Source organism: Streptomyces sp. NBC_01261, assembly GCF_036226385.1.
Classification (GTDB): Bacteria; Actinomycetota; Actinomycetes; order Streptomycetales; family Streptomycetaceae; genus Streptomyces.
In genome coordinates this window covers 4,417,648-4,434,828 of the sequence record NZ_CP108463.1, presented here as the reverse complement: position 1 = coordinate 4,434,828, position 17,181 = coordinate 4,417,648, and the positions used below count along the sequence as shown (strand labels likewise).

Genomic DNA, 17,181 nt, shown 5'->3' with positions numbered 1-17,181 from the left:
GGGCACCAGGTGGACGCCCCGATGTTCTCCGAACCGGTCGCCAGGCGTGCGGTGCTGCCCGGCGGGGGCGGGACGTGGACCGCGGGGCTGGGGTTCTCCCGGTGCGGGGCGTCGTGCGTGCCGTGCTGGAGCGGGATGCCGAGTTCCGCGACGGATGCGCGGAAGGGTGCGGCCGGTTCGGGGTGGTCGCGGGTCAACTGGAGCCAGGTGCAACTCAGGTGGCGACGGCGGGATCGGTCGCCGCGAACACCTCTTTTCCGCGCGCCACTTGATCCGGCGGCGCGAGCACCCGCACGGGACCGGTGGGATGACGGTTCGCATGATCGGTGGATTCTTCGAAACATTCGGGCGAAAACATTCGACGGCCGGATCTTGATTGTCGGCGATCCATGGGCGAATTTCTGGCGTGAATCGTTCAATTACGCTTTGAGCTGGGAAGTTCGGCGAATTGACGCGCGTTGGCGAGCCTCGAATATTTCGTACTCGTAACCGAAACTATTGACAGTTGACAGGGCCAGACCAACACTGACGCCGTCGTGACCGTGATGTGAGAGGACGAGGAGGAAGCACCCGCATGAACAAAGCACCCGCACCCCCACTGCGGCCCTTCAGGCTGTTGGTCAGCGGCGTCTGCACCCTGCTGCTGGCACTCCTGGCGGCGATGACCCTGCCCGGCACCGCCAGCGCCGACACGACCGTCACCACGAACCAGACCGGCACCAACAACGGCTACTACTACTCGTTCTGGACCGACTCCCAGGGCTCCGTGTCCATGAACCTCGGCTCCGGCGGCAACTACAGCACCACGTGGAGCAACACCGGCAACTTCGTCGCCGGCAAGGGCTGGAGCACCGGCGCCCGCCGGAACGTGACCTACTCGGGCACCTTCAACCCGTCCGGCAACGGCTACCTGTCGCTCTACGGCTGGACGTCGAACCCGCTCGTCGAGTACTACATCGTCGACAACTGGGGCACCTACCGGCCCACGGGCACGTACAAGGGCACCGTCACCAGCGACGGCGGCACGTACGACATCTACAAGACGACGCGCTACAACGCCCCTTCGGTGGAGGGCACGAAGACCTTCGACCAGTACTGGAGCGTCCGGCAGACGAAGCGAACCGGCGGCACCATCACCACGGGCAACCACTTCGACGCCTGGGCCCGCGCCGGAATGCCGCTCGGCAGCTTCAGCTACTACATGATCCTCGCGACCGAGGGCTACCAGAGCAGCGGGAACTCCAACATCACGCTGGGCGGCACGAGTTCGGGCGGCGGCACCAGCGGCTGCACGGCGACCCTGTCGGCCGGTCAGCAGTGGAGCGACCGCTACAACCTCAACGTCGCGGTGAGCGGCTCCAGCGACTGGACCGTGACGATGAACGTCCCGTCCTCCGCGAAGGTCCTCTCCACCTGGAACACCGCGGCCACTTACCCGAGTTCACAGGTGCTGACCGCGAAACCCAACGGCAGCGGCAACAGTTGGGGCGTCACCATCCAGCCCAACGGCAACTGGACCTGGCCCACGGTCTCCTGCACGGCGAGCTGACCGCCCCCCCCAACTCCCAAAGCCGGAGGACCACTTCACATGAGATCCGCACCGCACTTCTTCGCGTTACGTTCCCTGCGATCCCTGGTCGCCACGCCGGCCGTCATCGCCCTGGCCGCTGCGGGCACCCTCGCCGTCGGCGCGAACACCCCCGCGCAGGCCGCCACTTGCGGCGGCTACGTCGGGCTCACCTTCGACGACGGCCCGTCCGGCAACACACCCACCCTGCTCAACGCCCTGAAGCAGAACGGCCTTCGGGCCACGACGTTCAACGAGGGCCAGTACGCCGCCGCGTACCCGGCACAGGTCAGGGCGGAGGTCGCCGCCGGTATGTGGGTCGGCAACCACAGCTACACCCACCCGCACCTGACCCAGCAGACCCAGGCGACGGTCGACTCGGAGATCTCCCGGACCCAGCAGGCCATCGCGGCCGCGGGCGGCGGTACGCCCAGGCTGTTCCGCCCGCCGTACGGCGAGACCAACGCGACGGTGAAGGCCGTAGAGGCCAAGTACGGTCTGAAAGAGATCATCTGGGACGTCGACTCGCAGGACTGGAACGGCGCGAGCACCGACGCGATCGTCGCGACGGCGGCCCGGCTCACCAACGGCCAGATCATCCTCATGCACGACTGGCCCGCCAACACGGTCGCGGCGATCCCACGGATCGCACAGGGGCTGGCCGCCCGCGGTCTGTGCGCCGGGATGATCTCGCCGACGACGGGTCGCGCCGTCGCTCCCGGATAGGTCCGCGGCGGCGTCGGCGGGTTCCGTCGGGAACACCGTCCACGCGGCGCGGCGGCCTTCGCTGCCGCGCCGCGTGTAGCACTCAACACACGCCCCTGACCAGCGCGTTGGCCACCGCTTTCAGGTTGTGTTCAGGCTCGGAGGGGCCTCGGGCAACTCATGCACAGGAAGCCCCAAAGCTCTGGCAAAGGGGTCTGGGGCAACCCTCGGACAGCGTGCCATCGTGCCTGCCATGACGACTGATCACCTCACTCACGACCGGCCCTCGCGCCGCATCCGGCACGCGGCGAGCAAGGTGCCGGAGGTGACCGTCTACTTCTGGATCATCAAGGTGCTGACGACGGGCATGGGGGAGACGGCCTCCGACTTCCTGGCCCACGCGTTCGGCCCGATCCCCGCCGTCGGCCTGGGCGGCATCGCCCTGGTGGCCGCCCTGGCGGCGCAGTTCGCCGTACGGCGGTACGTGGCCTGGGTCTACTGGACCGCGATCGTCATGGTCAGCGTGTTCGGCACGATGGCCGCCGACGTCCTGCATGTCGGCCTCGGTGTGCCGTACGCGCTCTCGACACCGTTCTTCATGGTCGTCCTGGCCGCCGTCTTCACCCTCTGGTACCGCGGCGAGGGCACCCTGTCGATCCACAGCATCCACACCCGGCGTCGCGAGGCCTTCTACTGGGCCGCCGTGCTCGCCACCTTCGCGCTGGGCACGGCCTGTGGGGACCTGACCGCCACGATCGGCCTCGGCTACCTGGGCTCCGCCGTCCTGTACGGCGCGGCGATCGCGGTGCCGGCACTCGCGCACCGGTGGGGCAGCCTGAACGCGGTGGCCGCGTTCTGGGCGGCGTACGTCCTCACCCGCCCGCTCGGTGCGTCGGTCGCCGACTGGATGGCCGTCGGCCACCAACGGGGCGGTCTCGCCTGGGGACTTGGCCCCGTCACCCTGTCCTGGACGGTGGCCATCCTCGGCTTCGTCGGCTATCTCGCCGTCTCCCGCAAGGACATCCGGCACGACGCCGTGGCGTGAGCGCGCGGCACCGTCATCCGGCGGGCAGATCGACCACGAACCGCGCGCCGGGGGCGAACCCGGCGTCGTACGTCACCTCACCGCCTGCGGAGCGGGCCAGGCGGCGCGCCAGCGGCAGCCCGAGGCCCGCACCGCCGTGGCCGTCGCCGGGATCCGCGCGACGGCCGGGCTCGAAGAGCCGCCCGGCGAACGCGGGCGGTACGCCGGGGCCGTCGTCCACGATGTCGACGCGTACGCCGTCCGGTGTGCCGTCGGGGGCGCGGTACGCGCGGACGGTGACGACGGATACGGCGTAGCGGCAGGCGTTGCCGAGGAGCGGACTGACGATGCGTTCGAGAAGGGCGGGCGGTACCCCGGCCACGAGGTGCGGTCCGGTCACGGTGATCGTCAAGTGCCCCGGTGCGTACGGGACTTCGGCCAGGCCGCGCACTACGGACAGGACCTCGGCCGTGCCCGGCGCGGTGAGGGTGCCGTCGCGGGCGTCGTCCAGGAGGGTGTCGCAGATGGCGCGCATCGACTCGGCGGCGTCCGCGATGACCTGGTGGGTGGCACGGGTCTGACCGGCCGTGCGGGGGCGGGCCCGCCACCAGTCGAGCTCGGCGATGATCCGGCTCAAGGGTGTGCGCAGCTCGTGCGAGAGCTCGCCGGTGAGCTGGCGTTCGTGGCGCAGAAGGGTGCGGATACGGTCCAGCAGGGCGTCCAACGACCCGCCGAGCCGGGCGAGTTCGGCCGGATGCCGCATGCTGTCGAACCGTTCCTCGGAGGCGGTCGCGCTCCACCGGGTGGCCTGGTCGGTCATCGTGCGGACGGGGCGCAGCGCGCGGCCGACTGCCAGCCGGGTCAGGACGTAGGTGCAGGCGAGCATGACGACGTCCAGCGCGAGCGAACCCAGGAGCAGGGTGTCGGCCGAACTCCGGTAGGGGGAGAGGTCCAGCGCGGTCACCACCGTGGCCCGGCCGCCGGCTCCGGGTACCGGGTGGGAGCACAGGCGGAGCGGGCGGTGGACCGTGGCGGTCACGCACCGCCGTCCGCCCCGCACGGCGAGTGCGCCGGCGACGCGGGTCAACGGGCCCGCGGCCGGCGGCTGTTCGAGCAGGCGCCGGCCGGAGTAGATCCAGACGTTGGCGTCGAGGAGGTCGTCGTGGGACGTCTCCAGCACCCGCACCGTCGCACCGCTGGTGTCGACGGTCGTCGCGACGGCGGCGGCACGGGTGCGCAGCTCGTCGTCGGCCTGATGCCGAAGCCGGTGCCCGGCCACGGAGTTGAACGCCACGGTGAGCACCAGCATCAGCAACGCGGCCGTGAACAGCGCGACGAGGGAGAGCCGGCCGCGGAGGGTGCGGGGCGCGAGGCGGCGAAGGGCGACGGTGACGGTGGCTGGGGGTCGGTACCGGGGGTCGCTCATGACGGGTGGTCGCCGATGGTGAGGGGTGCGCGGAGTAGCAGGCGGCGGAGGGCGGCAGCGAGGGTGGCCCGCGGCCGGTGTCGGGGGTCGCTCATGACGGGCGGTCGCCGATGGTGAGGGGTGCGCGGAGTAGCAGGCGGCGGAGGGCGGCAGCGAGGGTGGCCCGCGGCCGGTGCCGGGTATCGCTCATGACGGGCGGTCGCCGGTGCTGCGCACGGTGCCGGGTGCCGGGTCGTGGTGGAGGGCGGTCGCGGAACGCGGGGGCTTGTGCGGGGGGTTGCTCATGACGGGTGGCTGCCGATCGTGAGGGGTGTGTAGGGCGGCAGATGCCGGAGGGTGGCGCTCAGGGGAACCCGCTGCCGATGTCGGGCCGCGCTCATGACGGCACCGCCGATCCCGCCGCGCGCCACGCGGGAAACCGAACGACCCCGGACGACGTTCCCCGCAGCCCGCAGCCCGCAGCCCGCAGCCCGCAGCCCGCAGCCCGCAGCCCGCAGCCCGCAGCCCGCAGCCGGGAGCCGGGAGCCGGGAGCCGGGAGCCGGGAGCCGGGAGCCGGGAGCCGGGAGCCGGGAGCCGGGAGCCGGGAGCCGGGAGCCGGGAGCCGGGAGCCGGGAGCCGGGAGCCGGGAGCCGGGAGCCGGGAGCCGGGAGCCGGGAGTCGGGAGTCGGGACGGACCAACCCCGTTCATGACAGCCGGTGGCCGACCCCGCGGGCCGTGCCGATCGTCCGGGTGCTGCTCGCCTCGCGGAGTTTGCGGCGCAGGCGGGTCAGGTACTGGTCGAGGGTGTTGTCGTGGACCCGGGCGCCTTCGGGCCAGCCCGCGCGGACCAGTTCGCGGCGGCTGACGATGCCGCCGGAGGCCGCCATGAGCGTGGCCAGGAGCCGGAACTCCGTCGGGGTCAGGTCGACCCGGGTGTCCCGGACGTCGACCGTGTGCCGGACGGCGTCCAGCACCAGGTCTCCCGCCGTGGCGGCGGGCGCCGGCGCCGCCCGCTTGAGGGCCGCCCGCAGCCGGGCCGCGAGTTCCGCGAGGTGGAACGGCTTGGGCAGGTAGTCGTCGCCCCCGGCCGAGAACGCGGACAGCCGGTCGGGCAGCCGGTGGTGCGCGCTGAGGAAGATGACCGGGGAGAGGAACCCGTTCGCCCGCATCGCCTGGCACACGTCCCGCCCGTCGGCGTCGGGCAGCCCGATGTCGAGCACGGCGGCGGAGACACCGGCGGTGGCCAGGCGCAGGGCGGTGGCGCCGTCCGGCGCGGGGACGGTGTCGTAGTCCTCGTCGCGCAGCCCGCGCATCAGCACGTCCCGCAGGGCGTGATCGTCCTCGACGACCAGGATCGTCCGGCGCATGGTCCTCCTCGACTACAATCCTGTAGACGGTCTACGGCACTGTAGACGATCCCGGGACGGAAGCGCGCCACGCGACGGTCAGGATGCGTTCAGGCGCCCGATGGCACGGTCGGGCCCCATGACATACGAGACATCCGAGACCTCTACGCCCGGCCCGACCGGCGTCGCACACCCGCCGCGCTGGAACAAGGTGCCCGAGGTCACCGCCTACTTCTGGATCATCAAGGTGCTGTGCACGACCGTCGGCGAGACCGCGGCCGATCTCCTGAACGAGAAGGCCGGCCTGGGCCTGACCGGTGTGTCGGTGCTCATGAGCGGGCTGCTGGCGGTGGTGCTGGTGGTCCAGTTCCGTACGACCGCCTACCGCGCCGGCGTCTACTGGCTCGCCGTGGCGCTGATCAGCGTCGTGGGGACGCTCATCAGCGACAACCTGACCGACAACATGGGAGTACCGCTGGAGACGAGCACCGCGGTGTTCGCCGTCGCCCTCGTGGCCGTGTTCGTGGTCTGGTACCGGCGCGAGGGGACGCTGTCCATCCACAGCATCGACACCACCGGCCGCGAGGCCTACTACTGGCTCGCCGTGCTGTTCACCTTCGCACTGGGCACCGCCGCCGGTGACCTGGTCTCCGAGCGCATGAACCTCGGCTACCGGCTCTCCGCGGTCCTGTTCGCCCTGGCCATCGGGGCGGTCGCGGTCGCCCACTTCGCCCTCGGCCTGGACGCGGTGCGCGGCTTCTGGATCGCGTACGTCCTCACCCGTCCGCTGGGCGCCTCGATCGGCGACTACCTCTCCCAGCCGACCGGCGACGGCGGCCTCGGCTTCGGCACCGTCGTCACGAGCGCGCTGTTCCTGGCGGTCGTCCTCGGCCTGGTGGTGTATCTCGCGGTGACCCGCAGAGACGTCATCGACCGCGCGGGTGCCGCTCGACGGACGGCCTGAGCGCCGCCGCGATCGCCGGGGTCACGGGGTGTCCGGCGAGGACGTGGCGGACGGCGTCGAGCGGGACGGGGCGCTCGTAGTAGTCCGCGAAGTGGGCCTGGACCGTCTCCGGGGAGCGGTCGGTGAGGAGGTGGAGGAGGAAGCCGGAGCCGTCCGGGTCCCCGTTGCCCGCGGGGAAGTCGATGGCGGAGCCGGTGCGCCACGCGGTGTCGCCGGTCTCGCGCCACAGGCAGACGGTGACGCGAGGGGCGTCGATGCCCTCGTCGCGGCAGGCCGGGTCGTCCAGCAACGGCCTTGGCGCGGCGGGCACTTCGTCGATGACACCGGGCCAGACCTCCTCGTCGTCCGTCCCGTACGGGCTCATCGCCGACTCGTGGTCGAAGCCGCGGATGAGCACGCCGGCCGGGGTGAAGTGGACGGAGAAGTCGTCCCCCGAGCCGTTGCCCATCAGGGCCGCCTCCTGGTCCGGTCCCCAGTCGGCGTGGAAGGTGTACGCGCAGTACCGCGGATCGTCGCCGATCGCGGCTTCCAGGACCGCCAACGCCCTGAGAAGGGTGCGGAGTTCAGCGGGGTCGGGGAGGAGGGTGGCGGCCTCGTACACGGTGCTCATGACCTCATGGAAGCAGCCGCCACCGACAATCCCGGCGGGCGCTACTCGGCAATCCCGGGCAGCGAGATCCCCGCCTCGGCCAGCAACCCCCGCTCCCCAACCGTGAACGTAGGCCCCTCCAGCTGCGGCCGAAGCGGCCCAACCACCGCCGCCGCAAGGACACTTGGCCGGAGCAGCGCCGTGCCCGGGGACTGAAGGGTCAGTACTTCCGTCATCGCGGTCGCCACGCGGTACGAGCCCGTCGCCGTGTGGGACAGCCGGCTGACGTACCGCTGGAGGAGACGGTCGAGGGTGCCGGCGCTCCGGCCCTTCGTCGTCTCGTAGTGGATGTCCTGGCCCACGGCGAGACTCCAGGCGAGTTCGACAGGCTTCGCGATGGCCCGTTGCGCCTTGCGGGAGAGGCCGTCGGTGAGGCCGAGGGCCGCCAGCCGGGTGCGGAGCGCCACGGCGCCGAGGGCCGCCACCGACATGCCGTGGCCGTAGATCGGGTTGAACGCGGCAACCGAGTCGCCCAGGGCGACCAGGCCTTCCGGCCAGGACTTCAGACGCTCGTAGTAGGAGCGGCGGTTGACCGTGCTGTGGGTCAGGGCGACGTCGGTGAGGGGCTCGGCGTGGGACAGGAGGTCGGCGACGACCGGGTGGCGGAGCGTGCGGGCGTACGGCTCGAACTCGGCCGCCTCGCGGGTGGGTTGGGCACCCGGGGTGCCGATCAGGCTGACGTGCCAGCGGCCGTCCTCGATCGGGACGATGCCGCCCGTCCGGCCGGGTTCACCCCGTCGCGGGTCGGCCTGGACGCTGATCACGGGCCAGTTGAGGGTGGAGACCGGGGCGCGGTAGATGCGGCTGGCGTACGCGATGCCGGAGTCGATGCTGTCCTGGGCCGGGCCCGGGATGCCCAACTCGTCGAGCCAGCGCGGAGTTTGGGATCCCCTTCCGGACGCGTCGACGACCAGGTCCGCGGTCAGGTCGGTCTCGGTGCCGTCCGCCGCGCGCAGCCGTACGCCGGTGACGCGCTGCGAACTCCCCAGCAGGGCCGTGACTTTGGTGTGCGGGCGGACGCTGACGCGCGGGTCCTTCAGCACCTGTCTGCGGACGACGGAGTCCGTGAGGTCGCGGCTCGCGGTGATCAGATAGTGGCTGTCACGCTGCCAGCGGCGGTACCAGCCCTCGGGCGAGTAGATCAGCATGTTGGTCGTCATGGGCACCCGGTTGGCGCCCGCGGACAGCAACTCCTTGAGCGTGCCTGGCAGCAGGTCCTCGATCGCGTCGGCCCCACCGGACAACAGGACGTGGAAATGGGCCGCTTGGGGAACGCCCGGACGTGCCTCGGGCCCCTCCGGCAGGTCGTGCGCCTCGATGATCTCGACGGTGTCGACGTGGTCCCGGACGGCGGCAGCGGCGAGCATGCCGGCGAGGCTGCCTCCGACGACGACGGCACGGGTGGACAACCGGGTTGTCCTGTGCGGCGATTCGCTCATGGGGGCTGCTTTCTCCAGACGGGCACCGTTCGTGCGTGGCGGAGGTACCGGCGAACCAGATCACATCAAGAGGCCTCGCAGAATATGCCAATCGCAAGGCGACCGAAACGGGGCCGTCGCCCTCACGCGCCGTCGAGCAGCGAGGCGAGCCCCCGGTCGAGGGACGGTTCCAGGGCCTCCCGGCCCGGCTCGGTCACCCGGTACGTGCGGCGCAGGAAGTGGTGCAGGGCGACCGAGTCGAAGCGGATCATCGCGATGCCCTCCGCCGAGTGGAACTCAACGGCCGTGTGGGCGGGGCCGTATGGCCGGATGTGCACGTTGCCCATCCCGGCGGGGGCGGCGAGACCCTCCTCAAGGAGCGCCCGCGCGAAGGTCCACGTCACCTTCTTGCCGTCGAGCGATATCCAGGCGGGGAACAGGAGTTGGACGGCGAAGGGGTCGCCGGAGGAGTAGCGGAGGGTGACCGTGACGGCCAGCTCCTGGTCGTCGTCGGCGATCAGGCGGGCGCTGGTGGGCTGTTCCAGGGTGACGTGGCGCATGGGCGGTCTCCGATTCGGGTGGGACGGCGGCCGGTTGTGCCGACTCACCCTCCTTGAGCGCGCGGAGGGGCGCTTGATTACACCGTTGCGGAAGATGGTTGATGTGATCTGGGTCACCTTCTGTTCTTGCCGCAACTTTAGTTGAAAGTTTCGGCATCTAGGCTTACAAATCCATCCCCACCCCCCTTGGCAACTGGAGCGTTGCTGCCATGAACGACGGTCCCACCGCCGAGTACGCCCGGATCTACGAGGAGCAGCAGCCGCGCCTCGTCGCCTACGCCCGCTCGCTCACCCGGAACACCTGGGTCGCCGAAGACCTCGTCGCCGAGGCGCACTTCAGGGTGTGGCGCAGGCTGTCCGCCGGCCATGAGATCGAGAACGTACCGGCGTACCTCATGACGACCGTGAAGCACCTCGCCACGGCCGCGGGAAGCGCCGCACGCGAGACGCCGCGCGACCCACAGGCCGACGAGCGGGCGGACGCCGGCCACGCGCACGTCCACGGCGGCGACCCGGCCGAGCAGGTGTCCGCAACTGACTTGCTGGTCCGGGTACTTGAGCAGTTGCCCGAGCGCTGGGTGAAGGCGCTGTGGCTGGCCGAGGCGGAGGGCCTGCCGCTGGCCGCGATCGGCCCCCAACTGGGCACCAAGCAGGGCGCGACGGCCGTACTGCTGCACCGTGCGCGCGAGGGCATGCGGCAGGCGTTCCTGCGCGAGCAGACCGGCGCCCCGGACGATCCCGGGTGCCAGGTCCACTGGGCCCGGATGCCCGCGTACGTGCGCGGCGGCGCCACCGAGCGGCAGTCCGAACGCCTCCTCGGCCACGTCGACGCGTGCGACGACTGCCGCGCCCGCCTCGCGGCCCTGATGCGCGCCAACGACCGCCTGCCCGCACTCGTCGCACCCGCCCTGCTCGTGTTCGTCCTCGGCGGCACGGGCAAGTTCGTGCTCGCCGCGTTCGGTGCGGGCTCCGCGGCCACGGCCGCGGGCGGTCATGGCGCCGGACTGCTGCACGGCGTACGGCACGTGGCGGTCGGCGCCTCCAAGACACAGATGGCGGCCGCCGTCGGTACGGCCGTGGCGGGCGCCGTCGCGGTCTGCGTCCTCCTCGGCGGCACCGACGCCGCCGAGGTCCCGGTCGCGAAGGGCCCGGTGGCCGAAGTCCCGGTCTCCCAGGCTCCGGTGGCGTCCGAGCCGCGCACGGAGAAGCCCTCGAAGACGCCGGGCGACCGCGGTCGTTCTACGGCACCTGCGGCGAACGGGTCCACCAGTACCGTGTCTCCGGCCGCACTTGGCGGCACCGGGGGTGGGTCGATCGTGATACCGGTCGGGGGCGGTGGGGCAACTCCGCTTCCCACGGCGCCTGTTGAGTCGCCGCCGGTGACCACTGAACCGACTCCCGCCCCGACCCCACCTCCGACTCCTGCTCCACCGGTGACCACGAAGCCGGAACCGAAGCCGGAACCGAAGCCGACTCCCACACCACCGGTGGTCACGGAACCGACACCGGACCCGACACCGACGGATCCGACGCCAACGAACCCGACGCCGGAGCCGAGCACTCCCGTGAAGGAGACTCCGGATCCCGTCACCACCCCGGAGCCCACGACCCCTTCCGAGCCCTCGACATCACCCACGCCCGAACCGTCCGACCCGGCCGGAGACCAGCCCTGTTCGGACGGGGCCGGATCAGCCGATGGCGTAGGCGCGGTAGACGGTCTCCACTGACGTGCCGCCGGTGGAGTCGGTCACCTGGGAGCGCAGGGCGACCGCACCGGAGGCCGGGTTGTGCACGGAGGCCTTCCAGGAGGACCCGGAGCGGGTGACCGTGGCGGCCTTCCAGGTCTGGCCGCCGTCCGAAGACGCCCACACCTTCAGGGACTTGACCGTCGACTTGGTGAACTTGACGTCGGGGCCCTGGGATCCGCGGCCCGCGCTGACGGTGACCGAAGTGGTGCTGCTCGCCTTGGCCCGGTTGCGGCTGTCGAGACCGGCGGGCAGGAAGCGGGTCATGAAGACGGGGGCGACCACCGACTTGGCCGGGTCGGCCTTGAACCGCCAGTCGAGGGTGACGCGCGACGACAGCATGCCGGACGGGAAGGTGATGCCCGGGCGGTAGCGGTGGGCGTCCACGGTCAGCCGGTAGGTGCCGGCCGAGTGGATGCGGGCGGCGAAGTCGGCTTCGCCGTCACCCCAGTTGGTCAGGGTCTGCTTCTTGACGGTGGTGCTCCCCTTGGACAGGACCACCGTCTCCTTCGTCGGGTCGGCGCCCCAGATGCCCACGTCGGGGTCGCCGATGAGCGCGTCCGGGATGAAGTTCACGGACTTCTGCCAGACCGTCGGCAGGTAGTGCATGGGGCTCCACACGGCCCGCCCGAACGACTGGGTGAAACTCTGCCCCGCCGCCAGCGTCCGCACCGCCGGGAAGCCGCCCCCGATGTCGTCACCGTTGCTCGCGTAGATGTCGTCGCGCGGCTGCCAACTCCCGGGCGTCACATGGGCGGTGGCGTTGTAGGGCGCGTTGTCGTCGCGTACCTGCGCCATCAGGTCGGTCGTGCAGTTGTCGGTCTTGGGCGTGGCCTGGAGTGCGATGTCGTGCTGGTTCGCCATCTGTGTTCCGCCGCGCACGGAGAAGCGCATCGTCGCCAGCTTCGACCGCTTGAACGACCCGCCGGGCGCGGCCGGGATGCCGGTCGTGTTCTTCACCGCGACATAGCTGTCGTTCCCCGACCACTGCGCCAGATACCCGAACTGCAGCAGCTTGGAGGAGTTGGGGATGGCGTAGAGGGACCCGGCGTAGTTCCAGCCGCCCGCGCTGAAGGCGGAGGGCATGCCGGTACCGGCGGCGCACACCCGCGCGCTGATCCGGGCCGGCTCCGTCACATCGGCCGGGGTGTCCAGCGACACCTTCACGGCCTTGCCCTTACGAGCGTCCAGCGTCACGGACTTGGCCCCCGACACCGTCACCACCTGCGCGCCGATCGTGTCGGTGCCCAGACCGTCCGTGGCGCTCTCGTAGATGTCGGTCATCGCGAGGTACTTGCCCGCCGGCAGGCTCAGCCGCTTGCCCGACTTGACGGTACGCGTCTCACCCGACGACGCGTTGACGACGGTGATCGTCGTCGCCACCTTGGTGCCGTGCCGCCCCAGCGTGGTCACGGTCAGCGAGCCCGACGCCGCCTGCGCGGACGCGGCGGGCACGAGCAACGGCCCCGCGAGCGCGGCCACTCCCACGAACGCGAGCGATGCGATCGGCGTACGTCTTGTCCCTCGTACGGACATGCTTCCCCCTGTGGACATGGTTCCCCTCCGAGCCCCGAACCCCGAAAACGGCTCATCGTAACCGCGTCGCGGACGCGTTCGATCAGCGCCCCGTCCCCAGGCGGCACGCCTCCGCGTACGCCCTCACCAGCGGTCGTCCGCCGTCCTCCCGCCGCCAGGCCAGGGCGTACCGACTCGGCGAAATCCCGCGCACCGGGCGGGTGATGACCCCGCCGAGGGTGATCAGACGGGCGTTGCCCGTGGCCACCAGGCAGATGCCGAGACCGGCGACCAGCGCCTCGTACGTCTCCTCCGTGCTCGCGATCTCCGCCCCGATGCGCGGGAGTCGGCCGCCGCGTGCGTCGAGGGCGAGCCAATGGTCGCGCAGGGGACCAGCGTCGGACGGCAGGGCGAGGAACGGTTCGTCGACGAGGTCCGCGAAGTCGACCTCGGCGCGTGCGGCCAGCGGGTGGGTCTCCGGCAGCGCGACCAGGCGGGGTTCCTCCGCTACGACCGTCCAGCCGTAGCGCTCCGCGTCGGGCAGCGGCAGCCAGACGAACGCCACGTCCGCGTCGCCGTCCGCGAGACCGGCCGTCGGATCGTCCCAACTCACCTGCCGCAGCCGTACGTTCGCCGCCGGACGCGCGGCCGTGAAGCGGGAGCGGATCGCGGGCAGCAGACCACCCCGGCCCGGGCTGGTGCTCATCCCGACCACCAGGGTGCTGTGCTCGGCCGCGCTCACCTCCGCCAGCGCGGACGCGCCCTCCGCCCAGACCGCCAACACCCGCCGGGCGTACGGCAGTAGCGCCGCACCGGCGCCGGTGAGCGCCACGCCCTGCCGGTCACGCCGGAACAGCTCGGCGCCCAACTGCCGTTCCAGCGCCCGGATCTGCTTGCTCAGGGCGGGCTGCGAGACGTACAGCTTCTCGGCCGCGCGGGTGAAGTGGAGCTCCTCGGCGACCGCGACGAAGTAGCGCAGGTCCCGTACGTGGACGTCCGTCGTCATAGCCATTGGTTGTCAGCGTAGGTCTTGGACGGACGGTCGGGTGCGGGGGCAGGCTGGTCGGCAGTTGGACAACAGGGAATCCGGGATCTCAAGGGGAGACGTCATGAACAAGGTGTGGCTGGTCACCGGCGCGAGCAGCGGGTTCGGGCGGGCGATCGTCGAGGCGGCGCTCGCCGCCGGTGACGTGGTCGTGGGTGCGGCCCGGCGGACCGAGGGGCTGGACGATCTCGTCGCCGCCCGTCCCGACCAGATGGAGGCCCTGCGCCTGGACGTCACCGACACCGGGGCCGCCGAGGCCGCCGTACGGGACGTGGTGGCGCGGCACGGGCGGATCGACGTGCTCGTCAACAACGCGGGCCGTACGCATGTAGGGGCCTTCGAGGAGACCACAGAGCAGGAGCTGCGCGACCTGTTCGACCTGCATGTCTTCGGGCCCGCGGCCCTCACGCGCGCGGTGCTGCCGTCCATGCGGGAACGGCGCTCCGGGGCGATCGTGCAGATGAGCAGCATGGGCGGGCAGATGTCCTTCGCGGGCTTCTCGGCGTACAGCGGAACGAAGTTCGCCCTGGAGGGGCTCTCCGAGGGGCTCGCGGACGAGGTCGCCGAGTACGGCGTCAAGGTGCTGATCGTCGAGCCGGGCGCCTTCCGGACCGCGCTGTTCGACACGGGCCGGGCCGGGGTCAGCGCCGACAGCGGTGTGTACGCCAAGGTGAGCGCGACCCGCGGCGCCGTCGACAGCAGCGGCGGTGTCCAGCCCGGCGACCCCGCGAAGGCGGCGGCCCTCATCCTGGCCGCGCTCGACGCCGAGGAGACCCCGCTGCACCTGCCGCTCGGCGAGGACGCGATCGGTGCCGTGCTCGGGCATCTGGACCAGGTGCGCGGCGATGTCGAGGCGTGGGAGAAGCGGACCCGGGCGACGGGGTTCGACGCCTGACAGAGGGCCGACGGCCGGCCGAGAACCCTGATCCGCCCGCTCCCGCTCCCGTTGTCAGTGCCGCGTGCCACGATGGGTGCACAGCGAGACGCATGGGGAGCGGGGGGTGACATGGAGAGCGAGTTTCCGCGGGCCGGACGGCGGGCCAGGGAGCTGTGCACGCGAGGCACGCGGCTCTACGACGTGGCGCGCGCCCTGCGTGAGGACCACACCCGCGCGCTCGACACCGTCCGCTCCGCGCTGGAACCGCTGCGCTCCGAACTCGTCGCCCAGGAGCTGGAGTCCATCCCGGTCTCCCGCCTGAAGGACGTCACCGAGGGGCGACTGCGGCTCGGGGCCGTGGAGGCGGCGGGCCTCACCTCCGTCCGCGCGGTGCACGAGGCCAGCCGGTACGCGCTGCGGCAACTGCCCGGAGTAGGACAGCAGACCGCCGACCGGGCCATCGCCGCCGCCCGGCAGATCGCGCGGGCCGTCGCGGAGACCGTCTCCGTCCGCATCGACGTCGACCACCCCGAGCCGCGCACCACCGCGCTGGTCATCGCCCTGCAACGGCTCGTCGAGGCCGGACCCGAACTGCGCCGCGCCCTGGACGCCGCCACCAGGCTCGACGAGCGGCTCGGCGCGCTGCTGCCCGTGGCCCGGCCCGCCAGCAGCAGGCTGCTGCTGGCGCTCGCCGGTCACAAACGGCGGGAGAGCGCGCTCGACGCGGTCGCCGAACTCCACGAACTGGTCGCCGACCCGGCCGCCAAGGACGTACGGCTGCTGATCGCACAGGCCTCCACCGACCTGCTGCGCCCGCCGGTCTCCGACATCGAGGCGTGGGTCGACTTCGAGCTGCGCTCCGCCGAGTACTACAGCCAGCTCGCCGAGGTCGACGGGCAGCAGCCGGACCTCGCGGCGAGCGAGGGCTTCCTGCCGGCGGAGCTGGCCGAGCGCGTACACGCCCAGCCGCTGGACGACACCCACCGCCGGGTCTCCCTGCGCGGATACCAGTCCTTCGGCGCCCGCTTCGCCCTGGCCCAACGCCGGGTCGTCCTCGGGGACGAGATGGGACTCGGCAAGACCGTCCAGGCCATCGCCGCGCTGGCCCATCTCGCGGCCGAGGGGCACAACCACTTCCTGGTGGTCTGCCCGGCCAGCGTGCTGATCAACTGGACCCGCGAGATCGGCGCCCGCAGCACCCTGCGCGCGCTGCCCGTGCACGGTCCGGACCGGCACGAGGCCTACGCGGAGTGGGGCGAGCGGGGCGGGGTCGCGATCACGACCTTCGACACGCTGCACACCCTGCCCGCGCCGCCCGACAGGTCACCGACGGGCAAGAGGCCGAAGGCCGAGGCGCCGACCGGCCCCACCCCGGGCATGCTCGTCGTGGACGAGGCCCACTACGTGAAGAACCCGGACACCCGCCGTACCAAATCGGTCGCTCTGTGGACCGAGCGCTGCGACCGCGTCCTGTTCCTCACCGGCACGCCCATGGAGAACCACGTCGAGGAGTTCCGCACCCTCGTCCGCCACCTCCGCCCCGACCTCCTGCCGACCGTCCGCAACGGCACCGCGGCGGCCGGACCGCACGCCTTCCGCAAGTCCGTCGCCCCCGCCTATCTGCGCCGCAACCAGGAGGACGTGCTCACCGAACTGCCCGCCCTGGTCCAGGTCGACGAGTGGGTGGAACTCGGCGTCGCCGACCGCGAGGCCTACGACCGCGCGGTCGGCGACGGCAACTTCATGGCGATGCGCCGGGCCGCCTACGCCGACACCGAGAAGTCCGCGAAGCTGCAACGCCTGAGGGAGTTGGTCGCCGAGGCGGCGGGGAACGGGGCGAAGGTGGTGATCTTCTCCTACTTCCGGGACGTGCTCGCCGCGGTGGAGGAGGCGCTCGAACGGCCCCTGGGGAAGGGGGTGTTCGGGCCCATCTCCGGAAGCGTCCCGGCCGCCCGCCGACAACAATTCGTCGACGACTTCAGCCAGGCCCCCGGCCACGCCGTCCTGCTCTCCCAGATCGAGGCGGGCGGGGTCGGCCTCAACCTCCAGGCCGCCTCCCTGGTCATCCTCTGCGAACCCCAGGTCAAGCCGACGGTGGAGCATCAGGCCGTGGCCCGCGTCCACCGCATGGGCCAGATACGCACGGTCCAGGTGCACCGCATGCTCGCCACCGACAGCGTGGACGACCGGCTCCTGACCATCCTCAAGAACAAGGACCGCCTCTTCGACGCCTTCGCCCGGCGCAGCGCCCTCGCGGACGCCACCCCGGACGCGATCGACATCTCCGACGCCACGCTGGCACGCCGCATCGTGGAGGAGGAGCAGCGGAGACTGGCGGCGGAGGCCACCAACTGACCGT

At 71.6% G+C, this 17,181-nt stretch carries 14 protein-coding genes; 7 read left to right on the top strand and 7 right to left on the bottom strand.

Annotation, left to right across the window (positions count from 1 at the left end; genetic code table 11):
- Positions 1-574 precede the first annotated feature (574 nt).
- The 3 genes from OG226_RS19105 (at position 575) to OG226_RS19095 (ending at position 3,317) form a co-directional block, all read left to right on the top strand.
- Positions 575-1,549 carry a glycoside hydrolase family 11 protein gene (locus tag OG226_RS19105; protein WP_328679385.1) on the top strand — a complete coding sequence of 325 codons (975 nt, stop codon included), beginning with the start codon at positions 575-577 and terminating at the stop codon, positions 1,547-1,549.
- Between the two features lie 39 nt (positions 1,550-1,588).
- Positions 1,589-2,293 (top strand): polysaccharide deacetylase family protein, encoded by a 705-nt coding sequence (locus tag OG226_RS19100; RefSeq protein ID WP_329349550.1) that lies wholly within the window; start codon positions 1,589-1,591, stop codon positions 2,291-2,293.
- Positions 2,294-2,525: 232 nt separating this feature from the next.
- Positions 2,526-3,317 carry a COG4705 family protein gene (locus OG226_RS19095; protein ID WP_328679383.1) on the top strand — a complete coding sequence of 264 codons (792 nt, stop codon included), beginning with the start codon at positions 2,526-2,528 and terminating at the stop codon, positions 3,315-3,317.
- Between the two features lie 13 nt (positions 3,318-3,330).
- On the opposite strand, the gene OG226_RS19090 is transcribed toward OG226_RS19095, so the two are convergent.
- Positions 3,331-4,722 (bottom strand): ATP-binding protein, encoded by a 1,392-nt coding sequence (locus OG226_RS19090; RefSeq protein ID WP_328679382.1) that lies wholly within the window; start codon positions 4,720-4,722, stop codon positions 3,331-3,333.
- Between the two features lie 685 nt (positions 4,723-5,407).
- On the bottom strand, positions 5,408-6,070 hold the full coding sequence (locus OG226_RS19085; RefSeq protein ID WP_328679381.1) for a response regulator transcription factor: 663 nt from the start codon (positions 6,068-6,070) through the stop codon (positions 5,408-5,410).
- Between the two features lie 118 nt (positions 6,071-6,188).
- Between OG226_RS19085 and OG226_RS19080 the strand changes: the two genes are divergently transcribed.
- A complete protein-coding gene (locus OG226_RS19080) occupies positions 6,189-7,013 on the top strand; it encodes a COG4705 family protein (protein ID WP_329349549.1) in 825 nt (274 codons plus the stop codon).
- Here OG226_RS19080 and OG226_RS19075 read toward each other — a convergent pair.
- The 3 genes from OG226_RS19075 to OG226_RS19065 form a co-directional block, all read right to left on the bottom strand.
- The gene (locus OG226_RS19075) at positions 6,976-7,623 is read right to left on the bottom strand and encodes a hypothetical protein (protein ID WP_329349548.1); all 648 of its coding nucleotides are present in this window, start codon (positions 7,621-7,623) and stop codon (positions 6,976-6,978) included. The genes OG226_RS19080 and OG226_RS19075 overlap by 38 nt on opposite strands.
- A 41-nt stretch (positions 7,624-7,664) precedes the next feature.
- Positions 7,665-9,101 (bottom strand): NAD(P)/FAD-dependent oxidoreductase, encoded by a 1,437-nt coding sequence (locus OG226_RS19070; protein ID WP_329349547.1) that lies wholly within the window; start codon positions 9,099-9,101, stop codon positions 7,665-7,667.
- Between the two features lie 122 nt (positions 9,102-9,223).
- Positions 9,224-9,640: an SsgA family sporulation/cell division regulator gene (locus tag OG226_RS19065; protein WP_328679377.1), complete on the bottom strand. Its 417-nt coding sequence runs from the start codon at positions 9,638-9,640 to the stop codon at positions 9,224-9,226.
- A 209-nt stretch (positions 9,641-9,849) separates the two neighbouring features.
- On the opposite strand from OG226_RS19065, the gene OG226_RS19060 reads away from it, so the two are divergent.
- Positions 9,850-11,367, top strand: a complete 1,518-nt coding sequence (locus OG226_RS19060; protein ID WP_329349546.1) for a sigma-70 family RNA polymerase sigma factor — start codon at positions 9,850-9,852, stop codon at positions 11,365-11,367.
- Here the strand turns inward: OG226_RS19060 and OG226_RS19055 are convergent.
- Together OG226_RS19055 and OG226_RS19050 are read right to left on the bottom strand one after the other, a co-directional pair.
- On the bottom strand, positions 11,329-12,921 hold the full coding sequence (locus OG226_RS19055) for a hypothetical protein (protein ID WP_329349545.1): 1,593 nt from the start codon (positions 12,919-12,921) through the stop codon (positions 11,329-11,331). The genes OG226_RS19060 and OG226_RS19055 overlap by 39 nt on opposite strands.
- Before the next feature lie 82 nt (positions 12,922-13,003).
- Complete coding sequence (locus tag OG226_RS19050) at positions 13,004-13,912, bottom strand: LysR family transcriptional regulator (RefSeq protein WP_329349544.1); 909 nt, start codon at positions 13,910-13,912, stop codon at positions 13,004-13,006.
- A 97-nt stretch (positions 13,913-14,009) separates the two neighbouring features.
- Between OG226_RS19050 and OG226_RS19045 the strand changes: the two genes are divergently transcribed.
- A complete protein-coding gene (locus tag OG226_RS19045) occupies positions 14,010-14,840 on the top strand; it encodes an oxidoreductase (RefSeq protein WP_329349543.1) in 831 nt (276 codons plus the stop codon).
- Between the two features lie 111 nt (positions 14,841-14,951).
- A complete protein-coding gene (locus OG226_RS19040) occupies positions 14,952-17,177 on the top strand; it encodes a DEAD/DEAH box helicase (protein ID WP_328679372.1) in 2,226 nt (741 codons plus the stop codon).
- The last annotated feature ends 4 nt before the right edge of the window (positions 17,178-17,181 follow it).

Bases quoted from the DNA above. Each gene is read 5' to 3' on its own strand.
- OG226_RS19105 (WP_328679385.1), top strand. From the start codon at position 575: ATGAACAAAGCACCCGCACCCCCACTGCGGCCCTTCAGGCTGTTGGTC.
- OG226_RS19100 (WP_329349550.1), top strand. From the start codon at position 1,589: ATGAGATCCGCACCGCACTTCTTCGCGTTACGTTCCCTGCGATCCCTG.
- OG226_RS19095 (WP_328679383.1), top strand. From the start codon at position 2,526: ATGACGACTGATCACCTCACTCACGACCGGCCCTCGCGCCGCATCCGG.
- OG226_RS19090 (WP_328679382.1), bottom strand. From the start codon at position 4,722: ATGAGCGACCCCCGGTACCGACCCCCAGCCACCGTCACCGTCGCCCTT.
- OG226_RS19085 (WP_328679381.1), bottom strand. From the start codon at position 6,070: ATGCGCCGGACGATCCTGGTCGTCGAGGACGATCACGCCCTGCGGGAC.
- OG226_RS19080 (WP_329349549.1), top strand. From the start codon at position 6,189: ATGACATACGAGACATCCGAGACCTCTACGCCCGGCCCGACCGGCGTC.
- OG226_RS19075 (WP_329349548.1), bottom strand. From the start codon at position 7,623: ATGAGCACCGTGTACGAGGCCGCCACCCTCCTCCCCGACCCCGCTGAA.
- OG226_RS19070 (WP_329349547.1), bottom strand. From the start codon at position 9,101: ATGAGCGAATCGCCGCACAGGACAACCCGGTTGTCCACCCGTGCCGTC.
- OG226_RS19065 (WP_328679377.1), bottom strand. From the start codon at position 9,640: ATGCGCCACGTCACCCTGGAACAGCCCACCAGCGCCCGCCTGATCGCC.
- OG226_RS19060 (WP_329349546.1), top strand. From the start codon at position 9,850: ATGAACGACGGTCCCACCGCCGAGTACGCCCGGATCTACGAGGAGCAG.
- OG226_RS19055 (WP_329349545.1), bottom strand. From the start codon at position 12,921: ATGTCCGTACGAGGGACAAGACGTACGCCGATCGCATCGCTCGCGTTC.
- OG226_RS19050 (WP_329349544.1), bottom strand. From the start codon at position 13,912: ATGGCTATGACGACGGACGTCCACGTACGGGACCTGCGCTACTTCGTC.
- OG226_RS19045 (WP_329349543.1), top strand. From the start codon at position 14,010: ATGAACAAGGTGTGGCTGGTCACCGGCGCGAGCAGCGGGTTCGGGCGG.
- OG226_RS19040 (WP_328679372.1), top strand. From the start codon at position 14,952: ATGGAGAGCGAGTTTCCGCGGGCCGGACGGCGGGCCAGGGAGCTGTGC.